Origin of the sequence: Desulfonatronum thiodismutans, assembly GCF_000717475.1 — a bacterium.
Classification (GTDB): Bacteria; Desulfobacterota; Desulfovibrionia; order Desulfovibrionales; family Desulfonatronaceae; genus Desulfonatronum; species Desulfonatronum thiodismutans.
Genome location: NZ_JPIK01000010.1, coordinates 84,237 through 99,275 on the forward strand (window position 1 = coordinate 84,237; position 15,039 = coordinate 99,275).

General features: G+C 59.6%; 18 protein-coding genes. 13 read left to right on the top strand and 5 right to left on the bottom strand.

Features of this window, described 5'->3' with window-relative positions; all coding sequences use genetic code 11:
* Positions 1 to 187: 187 nt before the first annotated feature.
* From GY33_RS0107490 to fliQ, 10 genes are all read left to right on the top strand, one after another.
* Positions 188 to 934 (top strand): YggS family pyridoxal phosphate-dependent enzyme, encoded by a 747-nt coding sequence (locus GY33_RS0107490; RefSeq protein ID WP_051822404.1) that lies wholly within the window; start codon positions 188 to 190, stop codon positions 932 to 934.
* 253 nt (positions 935 to 1,187) lie between these two features.
* Positions 1,188 to 1,949 (top strand): motility protein A, encoded by a 762-nt coding sequence (locus GY33_RS0107495; protein ID WP_031386746.1) that lies wholly within the window; start codon positions 1,188 to 1,190, stop codon positions 1,947 to 1,949.
* Between the two features lie 24 nt (positions 1,950 to 1,973).
* Complete coding sequence (locus GY33_RS0107500) at positions 1,974 to 2,810, top strand: OmpA/MotB family protein (RefSeq protein ID WP_035271534.1); 837 nt, start codon at positions 1,974 to 1,976, stop codon at positions 2,808 to 2,810.
* Between the two features lie 26 nt (positions 2,811 to 2,836).
* Positions 2,837 to 3,556, top strand: coding sequence for an OmpA/MotB family protein (locus GY33_RS0107505; RefSeq protein WP_031386748.1), 720 nt, complete (start codon positions 2,837 to 2,839; stop codon positions 3,554 to 3,556).
* A gap of 70 nt (positions 3,557 to 3,626) precedes the next feature.
* Positions 3,627 to 4,139 (top strand): flagellar basal body-associated FliL family protein, encoded by a 513-nt coding sequence (locus tag GY33_RS0107510; protein ID WP_031386749.1) that lies wholly within the window; start codon positions 3,627 to 3,629, stop codon positions 4,137 to 4,139.
* Positions 4,140 to 4,193: 54 nt separating this feature from the next.
* A complete protein-coding gene (fliM, locus tag GY33_RS0107515; protein ID WP_031386750.1) occupies positions 4,194 to 5,171 on the top strand; it encodes a flagellar motor switch protein FliM in 978 nt (325 codons plus the stop codon).
* Between the two features lie 305 nt (positions 5,172 to 5,476).
* Entirely contained in the window at positions 5,477 to 6,037 is a 561-nt protein-coding gene (gene fliN, locus GY33_RS0107520; RefSeq protein ID WP_031386751.1) for a flagellar motor switch protein FliN, read from the top strand.
* Positions 6,030 to 6,386, top strand: a complete 357-nt coding sequence (gene fliO / locus GY33_RS0107525; protein ID WP_235185489.1) for a flagellar biosynthetic protein FliO — start codon at positions 6,030 to 6,032, stop codon at positions 6,384 to 6,386. Before fliN ends, fliO begins: the two co-directional genes overlap by 8 nt.
* Entirely contained in the window at positions 6,325 to 7,125 is an 801-nt protein-coding gene (gene fliP / locus GY33_RS0107530) for a flagellar type III secretion system pore protein FliP (RefSeq protein WP_031386753.1), read from the top strand. Before fliO ends, fliP begins: the two co-directional genes overlap by 62 nt.
* 202 nt (positions 7,126 to 7,327) lie before the next feature.
* Positions 7,328 to 7,597, top strand: coding sequence for a flagellar biosynthesis protein FliQ (gene fliQ / locus GY33_RS0107535; protein ID WP_028572266.1), 270 nt, complete (start codon positions 7,328 to 7,330; stop codon positions 7,595 to 7,597).
* A 99-nt stretch (positions 7,598 to 7,696) separates the two neighbouring features.
* Here the strand turns inward: fliQ and GY33_RS20970 are convergent, their stop codons facing one another.
* The gene (locus GY33_RS20970) at positions 7,697 to 7,975 is read right to left on the bottom strand and encodes a hypothetical protein (protein WP_152555128.1); all 279 of its coding nucleotides are present in this window, start codon (positions 7,973 to 7,975) and stop codon (positions 7,697 to 7,699) included.
* Between the two features lie 36 nt (positions 7,976 to 8,011).
* Between GY33_RS20970 and GY33_RS0107540 the strand changes: the two genes are divergently transcribed.
* The 3 genes from GY33_RS0107540 to GY33_RS19050 are packed head-to-tail and all read left to right on the top strand — an operon-like array spanning position 8,012 to position 12,241.
* Positions 8,012 to 8,713 (top strand): PDZ domain-containing protein, encoded by a 702-nt coding sequence (locus GY33_RS0107540; RefSeq protein WP_152555129.1) that lies wholly within the window; start codon positions 8,012 to 8,014, stop codon positions 8,711 to 8,713.
* Positions 8,714 to 8,765: 52 nt separating this feature from the next.
* Positions 8,766 to 10,772, top strand: coding sequence for a type II secretion system secretin GspD (gene gspD, locus GY33_RS0107545; RefSeq protein ID WP_084184928.1), 2,007 nt, complete (start codon positions 8,766 to 8,768; stop codon positions 10,770 to 10,772).
* A complete protein-coding gene (locus GY33_RS19050; protein ID WP_235185490.1) occupies positions 10,769 to 12,241 on the top strand; it encodes a GspE/PulE family protein in 1,473 nt (490 codons plus the stop codon). The genes gspD and GY33_RS19050 overlap by 4 nt, the downstream gene beginning before the upstream one ends.
* On the opposite strand, the gene GY33_RS0107555 is transcribed toward GY33_RS19050, so the two are convergent.
* The 4 genes from GY33_RS0107555 to GY33_RS0107570 form a co-directional block, all read right to left on the bottom strand.
* Positions 12,228 to 12,452, bottom strand: coding sequence for a type II toxin-antitoxin system HicB family antitoxin (locus GY33_RS0107555; RefSeq protein WP_031386757.1), 225 nt, complete (start codon positions 12,450 to 12,452; stop codon positions 12,228 to 12,230). The genes GY33_RS19050 and GY33_RS0107555 overlap by 14 nt on opposite strands.
* Before the next feature lie 65 nt (positions 12,453 to 12,517).
* A complete protein-coding gene (locus tag GY33_RS0107560; RefSeq protein WP_031386758.1) occupies positions 12,518 to 13,333 on the bottom strand; it encodes a hypothetical protein in 816 nt (271 codons plus the stop codon).
* Positions 13,330 to 13,848 (bottom strand): hypothetical protein, encoded by a 519-nt coding sequence (locus GY33_RS19715; RefSeq protein WP_051822405.1) that lies wholly within the window; start codon positions 13,846 to 13,848, stop codon positions 13,330 to 13,332. The genes GY33_RS0107560 and GY33_RS19715 overlap by 4 nt, the downstream gene beginning before the upstream one ends.
* A 31-nt stretch (positions 13,849 to 13,879) precedes the next feature.
* Positions 13,880 to 15,031, bottom strand: coding sequence for a hypothetical protein (locus tag GY33_RS0107570; protein ID WP_031386760.1), 1,152 nt, complete (start codon positions 15,029 to 15,031; stop codon positions 13,880 to 13,882).
* Positions 15,032 to 15,039 lie beyond the last annotated feature (8 nt).

A 15,039-nucleotide genomic window follows, 5' to 3' on the forward strand; every position in this document is an offset into this window, starting at 1 on the left:
CTGAAAATGAAAATGACGGACGGCGATGGTCCGGTAGCGAGCCGTCAATCACGGTTTTCTAACTCCAAAGGTCGGCTCAGCACAAGGCCCGCCGAGCTGATTTTCAGCCTATGTATTGACCCGCGCGGGTGAACGCTTCAAGGTGGGCGTTTTGAGAGGAGTCAGGAGTCAGGAAGGCGGAAGGGGGATGAATGTGACGACGGGAGTGGATGCCCATGAGGGCGAGGGGCGTACGGCGGATTTGCCTGAACGGTATGCGCGAACCCGGCGGGAAGTCGCCGAACTCGCCGTCCGTCATGGCCGAAAGCCGGAGGAGGTCCGGATTGTCGCCGTGTCCAAGTATCAGCCCGCGGCGTCCGTGGCGACCTTGGCGGAAGCGGGGCAGCGCGATTTCGGCGAAAACTACGTCCAGGAGGCGCTGGCCAAGCAGCGGGAAATCCGTCGCCCGGACCTGCGATGGCATTTTTTGGGCAGATTGCAACGCAATAAGGCCAAGTACCTGCCCGGAAACTTTATCCTGTTTCATGGTCTCGACAACGCGGCGTTGGCTTTGGATTTGCATGGGAAATTCCAAGCCAAAAGCCAAGTGCTGGATGTCCTCATTCAGGTGAACCTTGGAGACGAGCCGCAAAAGGGCGGGGTAACTCCGGAAGAGCTTCCGGCTTTGGCGGAGCATGTCGGCGGATTGTCAGGGTTGGCCTTGCGCGGGTTGATGGCGCTGCCGCCCTTTGAATTGGATTTGGCTCGCAAGCAGCGTCTTTTCGGTGAGCTTCGGAGGTTGCGCGACGCCGTTCAGAGGCAAACCGGGTTGTGGTTGCCGGAGCTTTCCATGGGCACGACGGGTGATTTTCCCCAGGCCATTGCCGAAGGGGCGACCATGGTGCGGATCGGGACGCGGATTTTCGGCGAGCGTCCGGCGCGGGTTTCTCCGTGATCCGGCACGTGATAAGAAATGGAGTATCTACTCAGTACATCAGAGAAAAATCGGACTGGATACCCGCCTTCGCGGGTATGACGGACTCGGAGACGGCATTGAAAAACACGTCATTCCCGCGAAGGCGGGAATCCAGCGCCAGAATGAGGTTCCGACCTCGGTGTTCTGAATAGTTACGAACTGGAAACCAAAAAACGTGGACGCGGCCGGACCGTATAGCGCCGCGTGGGATACAAGGAATTGAGGGTCCCTTATGGATCTGGCGACGATCATCGGGGTAGTGCTTTCTTTTGGGCTGGTCATTTCCGCGATCATGATGGGCAGCAGCCTGTTTGTGTTCGTGTCCATACCTTCGGCCTTGATCGTACTCGGCGGGACCGTCGGGGCGACCCTGGTCCACTACCCGCTGGGACATATTCTCGGCGTGGCCGGTGTGGTCAGGAACTGTTTCTTCAACCAACTGCCCAAGCCCGGCGATACCATCGGCCAGTTTTTGGACTACGCCAACCGGGCGCGCAAGGAGGGGATTCTTTCCCTGGAGCCCTTGCTCAAGGAGATCGACGACGCGTATCTGCGCAAGGCCATGCAGCTCACGGTGGACGGTGTGGAACCCCAAATGATCCAGGATATTATGGAAACGGAAATCGCTTACCTGCAGGAGCGCCATGAGACCGGGGCGGATATTTTCGCGGCCATGGGCATGTACGCGCCGGCCCTGGGGATGATCGGCACGGTCATCGGGCTGGTTCAGATGCTGCAAAGCATGGACGATCCCTCAGCCATCGGGCCGGCCATGGCCGTGGCCTTGATCACCACGTTCTACGGCGCGGTTTTAGCCAACCTGGTCTTCAACCCTCTTTCCGGAAAATTAAAGACCCGCAGCAAAGAGGAAGTGCTGCTCCGGGAATTGGCCCTGGAGGGTATTTTGTCCATTTCTCGGGGAGAAAACCCCAGGATCATTGAAGAAAAGTTGAATGGCTTTCTGCCTCCCAAAATGCGCAGCCAGTCGGACTGATGCCGAGCTGGATCGGATACTCCCATGGGCAAGAAGCGGGAAAAAAAGCAGGCTGCTCCGCAAACTCCCGGTTGGCTGCTGACCTTCACGGGCTTGATGATTCTGATCATGGCGTTTTTCGTCTACCTGGTGACCAACGCCTCCTTGATGGATGAGCGCAGGATTCGGCTGGCTCTCGGTTCATTGTTGGGCACGTTCGGGATGACTCAGGCCAAGCCGGACGTTCTGGGCGTTCAGGAAAGCTTGGAGTCCGCCCATCCCGGGCCGATTCCACCGGATCGGGATCTGGCCGCGCTTAAGGAATTGCTCTGGGACGACATCGAGGAGGACTTGCAGTTCGTCAGCAACCGGTTTGTTCAGATTTTCAGCGTGAACACGGCGGTCTTGTTTCCCCCCGGAGAAACGGACCTGTCGCCCGAGGGCAGGGCATTTTTGCACCAGGTGGTGCCTGTGTTGCGCGTGGTTGAAGCTCCCGTGCAAGTGGCCGGGCATACCTCGGTGTTGCGGGATGAGTTCGAGGCGGCCTATCATACCTCGATGTGGGACGAGACCCCGGATTCATCCTGGGCCTTGTCCTTGTTCCGGGCGATGAGCGTATACCGCTTTCTTTTGGAGCAAGGCGTTCCCGTTGAGAACCTGCGTATGGAAGGCCTGGGGCGGTTCCAGCCACGGGAAAGTCCGCAAACTCCGCAAGGGCGCCGCGCCAACAGAAGAGTGGACTTTATTCTGGATCGACGCAACGAGACCTGGACGCCGCGTTTGGCCCGACCGGAGGCGAGCACCACGCCGGAGGAATATATTTACAGAGACTTTATTTTCCAGTTTCCCGAGGCGCCGGGCAATGATTCGTTTCGACCCTAGCTGAACGTACCTCGGACGGAGCGAACGTGGCCAAGAAAAAGAAAAAGGGAGGTGGGCTCAGCGTTGATCCCATGGGTTGGCTGATTACGTTTTCTGATCTGATCACCCTGCTTTTGACCTTTTTTGTCCTGCTGCTCAGCATGTCCTCCATGGATAGACAGGTGGTCATCGATGCCGCGACCTTTTTCAGAGGGGATATGGGCGTTGTTTCCAAACAGACGGCCGGGCGGATTCCCACCAGGGTGGAGGAGGTGATCAAGCTTTTGGAGCGTCCCTGGGAGTTCCGGGACAACGAACAGCGCATCCGCGACCTGCTTTTTCCGGATGATGTCCTGCCCCGGGAAATCCCAAGGTCCACGTTGGATGAAAATTTGAAACTTCTGGAACGACCCGAGGGAGTGGCCATTCTGTTAACGGACGAATTGCTTTTCCCCTTGGGTGGGCATGAATTGAACGATCCGGCCAGAAGACTTCTGGAAGTACTGGCCCCGTTGGTCCTGTACGTGCATAACGTCGTCAATGTTTCCGGGCACACGGACAGTTTACCGGGGAGAACCATGGACAACGATACCCTGTCCGCCCTGCGGGCCATGGCCGTGCTGGAAGTCCTGCTGCTCTCCGGAGTTCCGGACGCCAAACTCTCGGTTTCCGCTTACGCCGAGCGTATGCCGGTGGGCGATAACCGGGCCCCGGAAGGAAGGGCTTTGAATCGCCGGGTGGAAATTCTTTTCAAGAACGCATTGTAACAGCTCCGATGAGCGTGAAGACGGCTCCGCGGTCCACCATGTTCCGCGTAGCGTCTCGACGAGGTGACGCATGGCGAAAAAAGATGCTCTTCCGGTGGACGAGGAAAAGAAAAAGGGAGGGAAGGTGAAGTGGGTGGTTTTGCTGCTGGTCTTTCTGCTGCTGGCCGGTGGCGGGGGGGCCGCCTACTGGTTCTTGATGGGCCCCGGGGCCGTTTCCGAGGACGCCGTCCTGGAGCAGGAAGGGGATCAAGCCGGCCGTCAGGGTGCTCGGACGGATTTCGTTCCGGAAATCGTGACCCTGGACCCGTTCGTCGTCAACCTGGCTGATCCCCTGGGAAGGCGGTTTCTGCGCATGACCCTGGATGTGGAGGTGCTGAACAGAGCCGCCATCGCCGACGTGCAGCGCAATAACTCCCGGATTCGTGACGCGGTGATTCTCCTGTTGGCGGGCAAGTCCTTCGCCGACCTGGCCAGCATGGAGGGAAAGATCACCTTGAAAAATCAGATCGTGGAGCGATTGAATCAGATCGTCGGGGGCGGCAGGGTGACCAACGTGTATTTCACGGAGTTCGTGGTCCAGTGAACCGGGGCGAGGCCCAGGGATCTGAGAAACGTTTTCCGCACGGGTGATCGACATATGAACAAAATACTGTCCCAGGACGAAGTCGACTCTCTTTTGCGAGGGTTGACCGGCGGAGAGATCGAAACCGAATCCGTGGGGGCCGGCGATGATTCGGGGGTTATCTCCTTTGATCTGGCCAATCAGGACCGAATCATCCGCGGACGAATGCCGGTATTGGAGATCGTCAATGACCGCTTCGCCCGCTTGTCCTCCAATGCCCTGGCCAACACCATGCGCAAAAAGGTCGACGTCAACCCGGTATCCATCGACATGTCCAAGTTCGGGGACTTCATGCGCTCCCTGCCCGTTCCCACGAGCATCAACATTTTCAAGATCGAGCCCTTGCGCGGCAATGCCATTCTGGTCGTGGACACCAGACTGGTTTTCGCCCTGGTGGAGAATTTTTTCGGGGGCCAGGGCACCCAGCCCAAGATCGAAGGCCGAGACTTCACTCCCATCGAACAGTCGGTGATCGAGCGGGTCGTCAAGCTGTTTCTTAACGCCATGGAGCAGGCCTGGACCCCGGTACATGATGTCCGCGTCGAGCTTCAGCGTATGGAGATCAACCCTCAGTTCGCCAGCATCGTGCCACCCAGCGACGTGGTCGTCGTGATTTCCATGGAGGTGGAACTGGAGAACGCCATCGGTTCCCTGGTGTTTTGCCTGCCGTACTCGACCATCGAGCCGATCCGCTCCAAGCTCTATGCTTCTTTTCAGTCCGAACGACTGGAGGTGGATCATGCCTGGCTTTCCCGGTTTAAGGAACGAATGATGGAAATCCCGGTGGAACTGGTGGTTCCTCTGGGCCGAACCTCCATCACCGGGCGGCAGTTGCTGAATCTGGACATTGGCGACATTTTGCTGCTGGATACGGATACGGATCAGCATTTGGAAGTGAAAATTCACGGGGTGGACAAGTTCTATTGCCAGCCCGGCTTCGTCAAGGCGAACAGGGCGATCCAGGTGGTCAAGGAAGCGGAAGTTCGATACTGACGGTGCTTAACAGTCCGCTGAAAAACTCCCAATTGCCGCGTCGCCGCAAAAAGTTCAAACTCTCACGTATGGATAAATACGCTTCGAGCTTGATTCGATTGCCAGGAAGGCAAATCGAAAATGTGGCGAAGCCGCAGCCCGCAGGGACCGGACACAGGACGTGTCCTGGTAGCTTTTTTTGCTCCTTGCACTTGGGGTTTTTGAACGGACTGCCGGATATGGACTTTTTCAACACTCAGTTAAGTCGATAATCATCAACCATCGGCGAGCCGGAAGCGGTCGCTGAGACTGAAGCGAGGTCCCGCATGAGCGACGAGTCAATGGACCAGGATAAACTGGCTGAAGAGTGGGCCAAGGCCCTGGAAGAGATGGACGAGGGCGGAGAGCCGGAGGATCCGTTCGAGGCGGCCACCAAAGCCGCCGCCCAGACCGGCAATAAGAGCGAAAGCCAGGAGGATATGGCGGACGAATGGGCCAAGGCCCTGGCCATGGAAGAGGAGACGCAGCTCAAGAAGGAGAAACAGCAGAAGTCCTTCGCCGCCAAGACCGAGGATCCCAAGTTCAAGGATTTGACGTCGGACGCCAAGACCCCCAAGGAGAAGACCAAACGGGACCTGGATTTCATCCTGGACATCCCGCTGGATGTTTCCGCCGAGCTAGGGCGGACCAAGCTGTTGATCAACGAGCTGCTCCAGCTTGGGCAGGGTTCCGTGGTGGAGTTGAACAAGCTGGCCGGCGAACCTTTGGAAATTTTCGTCAACGGCAAGCTGGTGGCTCGGGGCGAAGCCGTGGTGATCAACGAAAAATTCGGGGTGCGGCTGACGGACATCATCAGCCCCATTGAAAGGGTGAAACAACTTGCCTGATCCAGTCGAACCCTCCATGGCGGCCCCGACCTGGGACTTCGGTTTCGCGGCGCTGAAAATGATCGGCGGCCTTTTCCTGGTTTTGGCCTTGCTGTTCGTGGTTCTCCATCTGCTTAAGCGGTACGGACACAAGGCCGGGTTGACCCGCCAGCTTCCCGCGGACCTCAAGCTGGTGGGCCAGATGGCCCTGGGGCCGCGCAAGAGCGTGGTGGTGGTCCGGTATTTGAATAAGGACATGGTGCTGGGAGTGACGGATTCCTCCATAACGCTGCTCACGGAGACGCACCATGACCATGAACACGCCGATTTTTCCAAACATTTGGAGCAATCCAGGGCCAAAGGCGGTTAGACTCGGCCTTGCCGCCCTGATCCTCCTGCCCCTGCTGTCCGGTCTCGCCGCCGCTCAGACCGGGGCTCCGGCCCTGAACCTGACCTTGAGCGGCGGAGCCAGCGAGCCGGACAACGTTTCCATCGCCCTGGAAATCCTTTTCCTGCTCACCGTCCTTTCCGTGGCCCCGGCCATCCTGCTCACGGCCACCTGCTTCACCCGCATCGTCATTGTTTTCTCCTTCATTCGTCAGGCCATGGGCACGCAGCAAATGCCGCCCAATCAGGTCCTGGCCAGTCTGGCCATTTTTTTGACGTTCGTGATCATGATGCCCGTGGGCAAGGAGATCAACGACACGGCGCTCCAGCCATATCTAGCCGAGGATATCGGCTTTCAAGAAGCCTTGACCCGGGCCGAGCAACCCATGCGAGCCTTTTTGTTCAAGCACACCCGGGAAAAAGACCTTTCACTGTTCTATTCCATTACCCAAATGGAACGCCCGACCAGCCGGGACGAGGTGCCGACCATCATCCTGGTTCCCGCCTTCGTGATCAGCGAATTGAAAACCGCCTTCCAGATGGGCTTTTTGATCTACATTCCGTTCCTGATCCTGGACATGGTCGTGGCCAGCATCCTGCTGTCCATGGGCATGATGATGCTGCCCCCGGTGATGATCTCCCTGCCGTTCAAGTTGCTGTTGTTCGTGATGGTGGATGGTTGGAATCTTTTGATATTTTCGCTGGTGAACGGCTTTGCGTGATTCAGGCAGGAGACAGGAGTCAGTATCCAGAAGTCGGAAGTCGGAAGTCAGGTGATAGTCGAAGAAAATTTGACTTTCAAATCGCTGTGTTCCCCTCTCAGCCCATAGCCCATAGCCCATAGCCCATAGCCCATAGCCCATAGCCCATAGCCCATAGCCTCAACCTTTTTTATCAACCTGATCCTCTTGCCTGGAGACCAGTATGACCCCTGAATTCGTGATCGGCTTTGCCCGTCAATCCATTGAACTGACCTTGATGATCGCCCTGCCCATGTTGGGCATTGGTTTGATTGTGGGCGTCCTGGTCAGCATTATCCAAGCCGCGACGCAGATCCAGGAAATGACCTTGACCTTCGTGCCCAAGATCATTTCCATCTTCCTGGCGTTGCTGTTTTCCTTTCCCTGGATCATGGACAAGCTGGTCACCTTTACCCGAGAGTTGTTCCTGAACTTGCCGAATTACGTGGGATAGCAGTCCGTTGAAAAACTCCCAATTGCTGCGTCGCCGCAAAAAGTTCAAACTCTCACGTATGAATAACTACGCTTCGACATTGATTTTTTCTCCTTGCTTTTAGGTTTTTTGAACGAACTGCAGGGTAAGGACTATTTCAACAGTTAATATAGGCGCAAAATTAAAACGCGTCGCCGATCCCCGGATCGTTCTTCGTGATTCTTCTTGCCCGGAACGGATGAATGTTTTAGTTTTCCCCGTGCCCCACATCCTGAACCCTTTCTCCTCCTCTTCGTGAATTCTTCCTGGCTGTTCTCCCTCCGGTCCTTCCGGCTGCTTCTGCCGTTGGCCTTTGGCCTGGCGGCGGCTTTCGTGCTTACGGGCCTGTGGAACAGACATGTTGAGACCACTCCGACGTTTTCCTCGCCAAGTCCGATGGCAACGACCAACGCCGCCACCGAGTCCTGGACGGCTGTGATCCTGGAAGCAAATATTCTGGGATTGGAATCTCCCGAACAAGAACACATCTCTCCGGAACCCGTCACCGGGGCTTCGTCCTTTGACTGGCGCCTGCTGGGCACGATCACCGGAGCCAGGCCCAAGGCCCTGGTGCGTCGCGACGAGGAGTTCGTGATCGCGGACCAGGGCGACATGCTTGACGGATGGGAACTGGTGGAAGTGCGGGCCCGGTCAGCGGTGTTTGCGTCCGGAGATCGGCGAGAAGAGGTTCTTTTTTGGGACGGTCAAGGCGAAGCCATGGAAACAGGCGCGGGATTTCGTCCACCCGAGATGCAGACTTGGGCGGCCCCCGGGGTCGGAACCCGGGTCAGTCTCTCCCGAAAAGATGTCCAACCGCTGCTTTCCGACCCGAACGCGCTGCTGCAAATGGCCAGCTTCAAGCCGTTCACGATTGATGGCCGGGTCAGCGGCTTCCAGGTACTCAGTATTCGTCCGGATTCCCTGCTGCACAAGGTAGGGTTGCGTAACGGGGACGTGCTGGCCAGAATAAACGGTCAAGCACTGACCGGGCCAACCCAGCTCCTTCAGGCCTATTCCGGGATGGACCGATCTTCCCTGGTCACCCTGGACGTCCAACGAGCCTCCCAGATGCAGACTTTTATCCTTGAACTGAATTAGCCCCTTGTATTTCCATGACCGTCGCCCGACGAAGCTGAGAGGAACGGTGTCCATGAAAAGATTAACGGCATGTTGCGGCGTGCAGTGTTTGATCGCCCTGGTTTTCGTGCTTTTGGTACTCATCCTTTCCTTGGGAGTGGTTTCAGCCCAGGAAGCGGAAGATCGAGAAGACCAACGAATGACCGCCAACCTGGAGGGGATTACCCTGCGTGATTTCATTGTGTTCGTCGGCCGGTTCACCGGCCGGAACATGGTTTTTCGCGAGGATCAGATCCCGCCGGTAAAGGTTTCCCTGCATTCTCAGGCACCTATGACCGAACCGGAGCTGCTGGCCGTGCTGGATCGGGTTTTGGCCAGCAACAACCTGGATCTGGTGGCCCAGGGCGACCTGTTCTACGTCTTGCAGTCCCCGCAGGCTTCGGAAATGGTTGATCCGCTCCGGCCCGGTCTGGAGCCCGGAGAGGACAGCGAGCTGCTGACCACGGTCATTCGCCTGCACCAGCGTTTGCCGCGGGAGCAGGTCAGCGAACTGCTGCAGCCCTTTGCCTCCCGGTTCGGGTTGATCATGGAGATTCCCCAGGCCCAGGCCTTGCTCCTCCGGGACACCCGTTCCAGAGTGCGCAAGATGCAGGAGGTGCTGGAGGCGGTGCTGTCCTTGGGCGCGCGTTGGGACGTGGAACTGCTGCCTCTGCATCAGGCCCAGGCCGCGGTCACGGCCCGGAAGGTGGGGCAGTTGTACGAGGAGCTGTTTTCCCGCGGCCATCTGGCCGAGACTCCGGTGATCCTGGCGGTGGAATGGTCCAATTCCCTGCTGGTGGCGGGCTCCGATGAGCAGCGTCAAGCCGTGCGCGGCTTGCTGGAGAACCTGGACCGGATCACGGACTCCAGCGCGGACATGAGCATGTACGCCCTGAAGAACGCCAAGGCCTCCTCCGCCGCGGACGTGCTGCGCACCCTGCTCCAGGGGGACCAAGTCGGAGGAGCGGAGGAGGGCACGAACGGTCGCGGTGTCCTGGTGGCCGCGGACGCGGAGACCAACTCCGTGTTGGTTCTGGCCGAGCCGCGGATTCAGCGCCAGGTGGAGTCTATCATCGCCCATTTGGATCGCCCCTTGGATCAGGTTTTCGTGGAGGCCCTGATCGTGGAGACATCCCTGGAGAACAGCCAGGACTTCGGCGTGGAGTGGGTCGTGGGCGGAGGCGGATCAGATGGAGTGGCCACGGGCGGTTTTCTGGGGTCACCTTCGAGCCTGACGCCCTTGCTGGCGACGGCGGCTCCGCCGTTGGCACCGGGAGGGTTTACCGTGGGAGCCCTGGGCAATGCCATTACCTACGCCGGGGAGACGTTTTCCACCCTCGGTGCCTTGATCAGCTTCATGAAAACCGCCCGGGACTTCAATATTCTCTCCACACCGCAGATCATGACCCTGGACAACGCCGAGGCGGAAATCTTCGTGGGCGAGAACCGCGCCTATCAGGTCAGCGAGAAATTCGACACCCAGAACAATCCCATCAAGACCTTCGAATACCGGGACGTCGGGATCAGGCTGAAGGTTACGCCGCACATCAATGCCGAGACCGGGGTGATCCGGATGCAGGTGGAGCAAGAGGTCAGCAACGTGATCGATTCGGCCGGTGAGGACGACCGGCCGCGAACCCGGAGCCGGAACACCAGAACCAATGTTCAGATTCCGGACGGGTTCACCATGGTCATCAGCGGGCTGATGCAGAACGAATTCGGCCAGGTCCGCAGGGCCGTACCGGGTCTGTCCAAAATTCCGGTCCTGGGCTGGTTGTTTCGCCGGGAGGCGGTCTCCGCGGAGAAAGCGACCCTGATGGTCTTTCTGTCGGCCAGAATCATCAACACCGTGGAGCAGGCCGAGGAATTAACCCGGCGGCGGATGGACAACCTGCGGGAAGGCCAGCGCACCAGCCGGGAACTGCTGCAAAGGGAGTTCTGGCAGGGCGGGGACCAGCACGGCTTTGATCTGGATCGGGAGATGGGCCGGGAACTGGGTCGCGAACGTGAACAAGAGTTGGATCGAGAGTCCGATCAATGATGCTTGATGCCGCGTTTCCCGCATCACCGGACCTAGCGCACTTGCCCCAGGAGATTGTGAGTCAGTACCTGGCCTTTCCCCGGCGCAACGAATTTTTACCCGTGGCCGCGGAAGACGGGACGCTCCGGGTCTGGCTCCTGGCTGTCAGGGCCAGGCCTTTGGCTGATTTTCTTGCCTGGAGGCTCGGTTTGGCGGTGCGTACGGAACTGGTTCGCAACGAGGCGTTTTTTCCGGCCCTGGAACAGGCCCTGGCTCTCTGGGAAGAAGACGCGCCGGGGGCGGAGGACGATGTGGAGGCCTTGGGTGGGGAAGCGGACGACTCCGGTCGGGAACTGCTGGGCTGGTCCCATGAGGACGCGCCCATCGTCCGCTTGGTGAATCGGTTGCTGCATCAGGCGGTGAGTCAGGGGGCCAGCGACATTCACTTCGAAGGCCGGGAAAACGGCTTTCAGGTCCGGTTTCGGGTGGACGGCGAATTGCGCACTGAACGCCGCCTGGAGCTGGCGGTCCAATCCACGGTGCTGGCCCGGATCAAGGTCATGGGCCAGATGGACGTGGCCGAAAGCCGCGCTCCGCAAGACGGGCGCTTTCAGGTCCGGGTGGGCCGCAAGGACGTGGACGTCCGGGTTTCCACCATGCCCACGCTCAACGGCGAAAAGGCCGTGCTGCGCATCCTGGACCGCTCCAAAAACATCCTGCCCCTGTCCGACCTCGGCCTGGAACCCGAGGCCGTGGCCGTGATTACCCGTATGATCGCCGCGCCCCACGGGATCATCCTGGTCACCGGTCCCACGGGCAGCGGCAAGACCACGACCCTCTACGCGGCCCTGCGCGAGCTGATCCGCGAATCCCGGAACATCATGACCGTGGAGGATCCGGTGGAGTACCACCTCCCCGGCGTGAATCAGGTCCAGGTCAACCGGGCCGCGGGCGTAACCTTTGCCACGGCCATCCGCGGCTTCCTGCGCCAGGATCCGGACATCATCCTGGTGGGCGAGATCCGGGATCAGGAAACCGCGAGCACTGCCGTACAGGCCTCGCTGACCGGACACCTGGTCCTGGCCACCCTGCACACCAACGACGCGCCCACAGCGGTCACCCGGATGCTGGAAATGGGCGTGGAACCTTTCCTGCTGGCCTCATCACTGCATCTGGTCATCGGCCAGCGCCTCGTCCGCCTGACCTGCCCGATGTGTTCCTCCTCCATCCATCCCACCCATCCTTCCCATAATTCCCATATCGGCTGCGAAGCCTGCCGCCACAGCGGCTACCGCGGCCGCCAGGGGATTTTCGAGCTGATGCCCGTGGATGAGGCCTTGCGCAGCCTGATCGTCCAGAAATCCTCCGTGGAACAGCTCCGCGCCCACCTCAAGACAACCGGCTTCCAAACCATGCACGACCACGGCCTGCGCCTCGTTGATCAGGGCAAAACCACCATGGAAGAGTTGTTGCGGGTCACCAGCCTTTGATTGGGTGGGGGCAGGGTGCAAGGCCTTGTTTCAAGCGGATGTTTATCCAGCCTGCTATGACTTCTCGCAGGTTTTCGCGGCATGCTTCCAGGGTCGTTCCGGTGGCCCAAACACCCGGCAAGCCGTAAACTTCACCGTAGTAAGGTTCATCATCGTCAATCATTTCGTAGTGCGCCCTGCTTAGCGCTTCCTGAATATATTCCAGGTGCATGCATCCTTCCTCGTTCAGATTCGAGGGACGCTGATTGATGGGCAAAAGTGGCAGCCTCTACGTTGCTACTTCCCCCACAAACTCCCCAGCCGCCCCGAGGCCGAAAAAGGCATATTGCCCAGGCCGGTCAGGGTGCCGGAGATGGAGTAGGTGGTGTTTTCCAGGCGGTTCCAGTCCAGGAAGCCCTCCGCGTCGGCGGTGACGCCCACCGGGCCGTCGGCTTGCAGGGGGGTCAAAAGGAGGTGGTTGCCTTCCAGGGTGGCCTGGCCGCGCAGGTTGATGGTCATGATGCCCGGGGCTACGACCAACAGGCCGGGGGCCTGGATGTCCAGCTCGCCTTGATGGGGGGGCTGGTCCCAGGTTCGCCAGCGGATGAATCCTTCGGTCTCCAGGGTGCCTTGGACCCGTTGTTCAGGCATGAGCCGTTGCAGGTCCACGCCGCCGGAAAGGCGCAGTTCCTTGTCCCAACTCAAGTCGGCCACCAGGGTCGGCCCGGTGATCGCGGTCATGGTCACCGGGCGGGTCGTGCCCAGTTGGATGGTCAGCTTTGGAACGAAGAACCGACTTTGGTTCACATGCAATTCAAAATGCTGGTAGGTGATGTGGGTTAGCCCCCGGTCCCCGACTGCCTGCCAACTCCAGGAGGCGTTGGGCAGGTGGCCGAGGGTGTGCCGCAGAACCTGGCTCCAGAGCAGTTCTCTGGAGAGGAAGAAGATCAGTCCGATCAGCAGGCCGATGAGGAAGATCGTGCCGACCGGGCCGAAGCGGCGGAGCAGACCCGGTTTGGCGGCGGTTTGGCCGACAGTTTGGCCTGAAGTTTGGTCGGTAGCGCGGGAGCTGGGATCACGAAGAGGGTTCTGAGCAGGATTGGGAGAGGTCATCGATAGAGTACCAGTTGGAGATCGGCCAGGGACGGATTGTCCAGACGCCGGTTGAAGGTCACGGTGGAGGTTTGCAGGCCGCCGTCCCGGCTCAGGGTTTCAAGCAGGGCCAGCAGGTCCGGCAGGGTCAGCCGCTCGTAGTAGAGCTGAACTCCGTCCCGTCCCGTGGCCTGCAAGGCCGGCCTGACTGAAATCAACTTGTCTTCCAGGCCGATGTCGCGGCTGATCTGGCGGGCCGCGACCAGGATCGGCAGGTTGGCCCGCTCCAGGTTTGGCACACGTTCCAGGCCCCGGATTTCCGCGACCAACGCCGATACTTGCTGGTGAAGTTCCATGGCCGCTTCCTCGCGAAGAACCGCGCGCTGGGTCGCGGCGTACAGCGAGAACCAGGCCGCCAAGGAGCCTGCCACCGTCAGGGTCAGGAGCAGGTACAGGGCTCCGCGTCGGCGGTGAGGGGGCCAATCTTGCCAAAAGGCCGGAGAGGACGGGAAAGAGATGCGCTGTGAGCTGTTCATGGGGCCAAATGCCTTGGTTGCCGGGCCTGTCTCAATAGCTCGCCCTTATGGTCGCCAGGACGGCGTCGTCCGCGCTTGAAGCCTGGTCCAGGTCGAAGCGGAGGCTGTCCTGGGCTTCCAGGGCCTTGAGCAGAGCTTCCAGTTGTTCGTAGTCGGCCAGTCTGGCCCGGATGATGCCGGAGTTCGGACCCAGGGAGAAGTTCTCCACATGAAATTCCGGCGGTGCCGATGCACTGAGCAGCCCTAATAGGGCCAGGGCGTCCGGCCCGGATCGGGGCGGCCCCTGGAGCTGGCTGTGCCGGAAGAGCAGTCGTCCAAAAGGGTCGTCTCCCAGGGGCGGGGCGAGCACTTCGGAATAGAGTCGATTGGTGGCTTGTTCCCAATGATCCACCTGGGCTTGCTGGTCGCTCAAGCGTAACGCCTGCCCGAGACAGACCAACCCACCCAGGAGCGCAGTAGCGATCCACAACCGAACCAATTGGCGCGAGCCGGGCCTCTCTCCGTCCGCAACGGGCAACGGCAGGCGCAGTTGGGACCAGCCGATGTCCGGAGCGGCCAGGAGCAGTTCGGGCAAACGCCATTCCTTGGGGGAGACGAAGGACTTGCCGACTGTGCCCGTTTCGGAGGGCTCGGTCAGTCGAGCCTTCAGTTCCACGTCGGTGCCGGGGAAGAAGGTGACCTTGCCGTGAACCATGGCCGCCGTGGTCCGGTCCTCCGGATTACTCCAGATCCAGCTTTCGATCCTGCGTCGATATCCCGCGTTCCAGGCCAGAAAAAACGGCGTGGTTACGGAGTTGGCCCGGGCCAGAACATCCTGGTGACGACGGCAGAACTCAGTTAATTCCGGGTGCGGAAAGCAGCCCAAAATGCGAGTACGACCGGCGTCGAGAACGATGTCCGGCCCGCTTCTCGACGCCTGGGCGGGAAAGGCCTGCTCCATCTCCAGTCGGGCCGCGGCTGTGCGCTGCCGGAGGCTGCCTGAATGGTGATCGCTCTCCGGCTGGTAGAAAAAGAACAGTCGATCCGGAATCAGCGCCAACACCGGCAGAGAACGCAAGGACTTCGAGGCCTGATCCGGATGAGGGACTGGATGCAGGGCCTGACCGTCAAAGCGTTCCCAAACCAGAGCGTCCTTGATGAACCGGACGACATGAAATTGATTGCGGGTGGAGGTGCGAGGCAAGGGGGGCT

Excerpts from the sequence above, each read along its gene's own strand:
- GY33_RS20970 (WP_152555128.1), bottom strand. The coding sequence starts at position 7,975 with ATGTCTGTTCCACAGGCCCGTAAGCACGAAAGCCGCCGCCAGGCCAAA.
- GY33_RS0107560 (WP_031386758.1), bottom strand. The coding sequence starts at position 13,333 with ATGACCTCTCCCAATCCTGCTCAGAACCCTCTTCGTGATCCCAGCTCC.
- GY33_RS19050 (WP_235185490.1), top strand. The coding sequence starts at position 10,769 with ATGATGCTTGATGCCGCGTTTCCCGCATCACCGGACCTAGCGCACTTG.
- GY33_RS0107555 (WP_031386757.1), bottom strand. The coding sequence starts at position 12,452 with ATGCACCTGGAATATATTCAGGAAGCGCTAAGCAGGGCGCACTACGAA.
- GY33_RS19715 (WP_051822405.1), bottom strand. The coding sequence starts at position 13,848 with ATGAACAGCTCACAGCGCATCTCTTTCCCGTCCTCTCCGGCCTTTTGG.
- GY33_RS0107495 (WP_031386746.1), top strand. The coding sequence starts at position 1,188 with ATGGATCTGGCGACGATCATCGGGGTAGTGCTTTCTTTTGGGCTGGTC.
- fliP (WP_031386753.1), top strand. The coding sequence starts at position 6,325 with ATGACCATGAACACGCCGATTTTTCCAAACATTTGGAGCAATCCAGGG.
- GY33_RS0107510 (WP_031386749.1), top strand. The coding sequence starts at position 3,627 with ATGGCGAAAAAAGATGCTCTTCCGGTGGACGAGGAAAAGAAAAAGGGA.
- GY33_RS0107500 (WP_035271534.1), top strand. The coding sequence starts at position 1,974 with ATGGGCAAGAAGCGGGAAAAAAAGCAGGCTGCTCCGCAAACTCCCGGT.
- GY33_RS0107540 (WP_152555129.1), top strand. The coding sequence starts at position 8,012 with ATGGCAACGACCAACGCCGCCACCGAGTCCTGGACGGCTGTGATCCTG.
- gspD (WP_084184928.1), top strand. The coding sequence starts at position 8,766 with ATGAAAAGATTAACGGCATGTTGCGGCGTGCAGTGTTTGATCGCCCTG.
- GY33_RS0107490 (WP_051822404.1), top strand. The coding sequence starts at position 188 with ATGAATGTGACGACGGGAGTGGATGCCCATGAGGGCGAGGGGCGTACG.
- fliN (WP_031386751.1), top strand. The coding sequence starts at position 5,477 with ATGAGCGACGAGTCAATGGACCAGGATAAACTGGCTGAAGAGTGGGCC.
- fliM (WP_031386750.1), top strand. The coding sequence starts at position 4,194 with ATGAACAAAATACTGTCCCAGGACGAAGTCGACTCTCTTTTGCGAGGG.
- fliQ (WP_028572266.1), top strand. The coding sequence starts at position 7,328 with ATGACCCCTGAATTCGTGATCGGCTTTGCCCGTCAATCCATTGAACTG.